This window comes from bacterium (assembly GCA_039961635.1).
Taxonomy (GTDB): Bacteria; 4484-113; 4484-113; order JAGGVC01; family JAGGVC01; genus JABRWB01.
The window spans coordinates 1-4,572 of record JABRWB010000079.1 but is presented as its reverse complement, the minus strand read 5'-3'; the positions used below and the strand labels follow the sequence as shown (position 1 = coordinate 4,572).

4 protein-coding genes are annotated in these 4,572 nt (G+C 50.9%); all 4 read right to left on the bottom strand.

Annotated elements, in window-relative coordinates; translation table 11 throughout:
• The coding region (locus tag HRF49_10985; GenBank protein ID MEP0815170.1) for a hypothetical protein at positions 1-554 on the bottom strand (554 nt) is incomplete at its 3' end.
• Between the two features lie 151 nt (positions 555-705).
• Positions 706-1,401, bottom strand: coding sequence for a hypothetical protein (locus tag HRF49_10980; GenBank protein ID MEP0815169.1), 696 nt, complete (start codon positions 1,399-1,401; stop codon positions 706-708).
• A 112-nt stretch (positions 1,402-1,513) separates the two neighbouring features.
• Complete coding sequence (locus HRF49_10975; GenBank protein MEP0815168.1) at positions 1,514-2,518, bottom strand: hypothetical protein; 1,005 nt, start codon at positions 2,516-2,518, stop codon at positions 1,514-1,516.
• On the bottom strand, positions 2,515-4,122 hold the full coding sequence (locus tag HRF49_10970; GenBank protein ID MEP0815167.1) for a S8 family serine peptidase: 1,608 nt from the start codon (positions 4,120-4,122) through the stop codon (positions 2,515-2,517). The genes HRF49_10975 and HRF49_10970 overlap by 4 nt, the downstream gene beginning before the upstream one ends.
• Positions 4,123-4,572 lie beyond the last annotated feature (450 nt).

Here is a 4,572-nt window from a genome sequence, read left to right as displayed (position 1 = left end):
GGCGGTTCCGCGTCCGGATTGTGGTGAAAAATTGCGAATCCGGCACAACGGCTTTGGAACCTGGTAGCAATCGGCGTAATGTCCGATATGCCGACCTCGCAATTCCCGTCACCGTCCAACCATGCATCGGTTTCGTCGCCAACACCGTCGCCGACAATGTGCCCGAGATTCAAAGCGAGCGGTGTTAGGTCGGCAACCGACACTTCGCCGTCCAGATTGTAGTCGCCCGGATTTTCGTAATCGAATGTCAGGGTGAAATCGTCCGGGTCGTAAGTCCAATCGAGGGCCAAGCTTTCGGGGACGGGTGGTGCCGGGGCGCGGCTTAGTTGCCGCTCCAGTTCCTCGGAAAGCACTGATTGATTGGATTCTGCAGCCAAATCCAGCGTGACTGCAATCTCAGTGTCAGGCCCTGATGGGCTCGCAGCACTTCCTGCAGGCGCGGACGTTTGCAATGACGGTGCAATAGGCATTTGGTTGTGGATACGCCCATTCCGACCGCATCCGGCCATTAACATCGCCAGAAGCATGGTGAAGTAAATGATAATTCGAAGCATGAAATCCTCCTTAAGTGGTGAAATGGTAAGCTAAGGGGAAAGTCCCCTTTAAATGTTGCGATCAAAGGTCATCAACAACCGCGGCGGCGCAAGGGCGGGATGGAGCCGCCCGCGTCCAAGCCTACAAGGATTAGTCAAGCTTCAGCCCTCATCAGCTTCCGGCGTCTTCTTGTGGCAGAACAGTGAACTTCACTTCTTTGCTCACAATGTTCCCGGGAATTAAAAACTCTGGATCACCATCGGCCAAATCAGACCAAGGCGTTGAATTCCTGCCGTTTTGAACAGCTCCGATTCCGCCAAGTCTGGGCTCTGCAGCAGTCGAGTAAGCGAATACATAGTCGCCCGCGGCAAGCCCATCGAAATGAAGAATCAAATTTGATATTGGTTCGCCTTCCCCGGGTGGGTTTACAATTGTCGAACCAATAGTAAAAAGCTGTTTGTCTCCATGATGTCTGTAGAAAAAATATCTTTTTGACCTGTCCAGCGTTTCGCCAGCCAGCCACAGGTCGTTTGGATATCCGTAAAGTATGGCGGGGCGAAACTCCGCAGAGAGAAAGATCACAATCTCAAATGGACTCGCTTCGACAATCTTATCCGGAATTACAACTTCCAAGATATAGGGAGCATAAAGTACACTTCCGAAACCTTCGGGGTCTATCAGTCCTGAATCAGCGGGTGGACTGTAATCGGTTGGCATTATCAATGGATCCGGCCATCCAAAATTATCGTTTGGCTCGAATACATTTGCTCCTTTGCTTGAGCATCCTGCAAACGATAAAGCCCACAGAACCATTGCAACCATCAAAAAGCTTTGCTGCAATATCGCGAAAATGTATCTACCAACCATTTATGGCCTCCTCGTAATCCACCATGCCGGAGACATACATTCCACCGGACGCGGGCGGGATGGGACCGCCCGCGCCAGATCTTTTTTTGAAGCAAAGATAGCAACAAACTGACTATTGCAGGGGATCAAGCAATTCAAACACGAGTACAGGATTCACCTGCGATACAACCTCGTACTTTCCTCGCCAATAGCGCACCGCCGCTTCAACAGAGGTCTCTGGAGGTAGCTTAATGTTCAAATCCTTGCTTGACATTGAGGTTTCGGAGTAAGTTTGGCTAAGCAGCATTAGGTTTTCCGATTTCACAAATGCCTCTACTCCTGGATCGGATAGAGGCTTGTATAATCGAACCTGAACTCGTCCGTCAACAATTTCGTACGTATCGCCGCTTATTGGATGTGTAAACTCACGAACTGAAACCGGTTCAGTATCTGCAATGAAGCTGCCAACATCGATCACAGCGCTTGTTATCCAATTATCAGGCAAATTCGCACCTTCCAATTGAATCTTGACATAGGTGCCGATTTCCGCGGCCTGCCATTCGTACCATGTTCCCAATGCAATCCTGCATTTGTCCCAGTTTACAAATGCAACCTGGCTCCATTGGCCCGATTCTCCTTGAGCCCAAGGATTAAAATTGTCGCAGGTCAGAATTCGGAAGCCGCCAATGGAAGCAAGAAAGGACTGCGCAACTGGCGTAACATCGGCAATGCTAACTTCTTCATCACCGTTTCCATCAATCCAGTACACAATTGGATCGTGTGCATCATATCCGCGTAGGTCGGCGCCGAAGTGAATCGCAATGGGAGTTAAATCCGACACGCTTACCTCTCCATCCATATTGTAATCGGCGCGAAGAGGATTTGGCCACCGAACCGTTCCTTCGTATCTTTCAAACCAAAGCGATCCCAGCGAGTCATAGGGAACTGTGGACTGCTTGCTCTTGGCGGCGCTCAAGTCATCGAGTTGCTCAAAGAGCGCACCTTGGAGCATTTGAATTGTTCCATTCACATTGGACTCAGATTCATCGCCCAAATGCAATGTGCGCCAGGAACATGCCGAAATTGATTGAAAAGCAATTGCGCAGGCAAAAAGCACCAAGAGCTTAGAACGCATCACTCGTATTCCTCCCACCATGGCTCAGGGGGATCCTGAGACAAAGCCGCGTAAGCATCAATCCTGCCAAAAGGAAAAAGCGGATTGCTGACAGGCAGCGGAGCATGAGTATCCTTGATCCATTGGGCAAGCTGGGTCGAGCTCATATCCCTGTGCTTTGAAGAAAGCATTACCGCAACTGCTGCAGTTATCGGCGACGAAAAACTTGTCCCGCTAATTGTACAAGTTGCGGACGGATCGAATCCGAGCTGCACCCCTCGCCAGCTGTTGCCAAGCATATCCGTCGTCAATATGCCCGATCCCGGCGCGGAAATATCTACTAAAGCCATATTCTTGTTGCTAAACGGAGAACGGCTGCCGTCTGATGCATGGGCCGCAACTGCCAGGCATCGTGGGTAAGCCGCCGGATAACTGAACTTAGTAGCGGAATTGTCGTTTCCGGCGCTGCATACAAACAGCATTTTGCCGGAAAGGACGCCAACCATAAGCTCAATGTCCGAAGACTTGGGTCCGCCGAAGCTGCAATTAACCACCTCTATGTTGTAATGCTCAACGGTGTAGTTGAAAGGCGGGTAATACAGCCATTCCTTTTTGAAGACTCCTTTGACGCATCCCAAAGCGCCAAGGGCATTCGTGATCGACTTATGCCGTATTCCACTGAGCATGAATCCCGATTCACCGCATTCTACCCAAACTACATAAAAATCGAGCCCGACAGGATAGTAGCGGTTTTGGGGCGAAATACCGGCAACAGCGTTGTATGAAGGAACGTATGCGTTGTTAATGGCTGCGGAAATCGTTCCAGCAACACTTGTTCCATGGCCTAACATCATGCAATACGGCACCGCTCTGGGGTCCGGCCAGTTGCCGTGATACTTAATAACAGGCTGACCCCCGTTTGGCTCAAACATTGTTTGGTAAAGCTTGTCGGTGGTTCGTACACCCCAAGGAGTTCGACGACTAGTCAAGTCACCGTGAATCAGCTGAACTCCGGTGTCCATTATTGCAACGACTTCATCGCTACGCCCATAATATCCATTCCGCCAAGCGTCTTGAATGTTGATGTCGTAGGCTTCGGTTTCCTTCAATGCCCATTGCTCGCTAAACCTGGGATCATTCGGATCCGTAATTGGCCAAACATCTACAATGTAAAAGTACTCTGGTTCAACGGTCTCAATTAGGTTTGGGTAATCGTCCGGCCAATTCTCAACGGCTTCTTCCACTGTTGTTCCCTCGGGAAGAATTGCGCCTATCGCCCTAATTGGCGGCCAATCGTTATCTACGAACAAATTCTCAGACGCAATGAACGAAGCAACGTCCTGATCTGATGCAACAGGATTCATCGGAAGTGAGTACACCGGATCGAATGGATTAAGTTCCTCGTCGTAGTAGTTTGAAGGAACATCAGGAAACTGAGGCGGGTTTTTAAAGCAAATCACCACGGAGTAGTCAAAAATGTAATTTGTCTCTCCGGAAATGGGGTGAGTGAACTCCCGAACGGGCCAATTCTCTCCGTCCAATATGCCTTGCCCATCCAAGCTCTGCCCGCCGCCTTCCGGCTCGTCGCCGTCAAGCCCTGGGTCCACCGCGGGCGCGCGGTTCGCCAACTCGTCCGCCGGGGATTCGCCCTGCGTGCCGGTAACCGCCGCCTCCGGTGCAACTGCGGCGTTCATCCTCTTATCGCTCCCCGTGCATGCTGTGAACAGCATCACAAGCGCGAGCGCCAAACACAACATTTGGAGGAGGGAGTTTACCCCCCCTGCGAAACTTGTACTTCGAGGTGCTGCGTTTCATCTTCCTTCTCCTTACACGATATATTTTATTTTATCTCCAAGGCGCCAATCGGTGTCCTACGCCGCTTATGGCCTTTTCAATCGAAACTCTTTCAATAATGGAGTGTGGCTCCGACCGAGTCATCGCTCCGGATGTTTGTCCAGGTTGGCGGGAAAGACGGCCCCCGTCATCCCTGGCGGCGTTGCCGCCGCGCGATTTGTTTGTTGCGCCGAGACCTTCCGGCTGGAGGGATTATACCCGAAAATCACCCTGTCAACAAGTTT

Coding starts and splice junctions, on each gene's coding strand:
- HRF49_10980 (MEP0815169.1), bottom strand. CDS start 1,401: ATGGTTGGTAGATACATTTTCGCGATATTGCAGCAAAGCTTTTTGATG.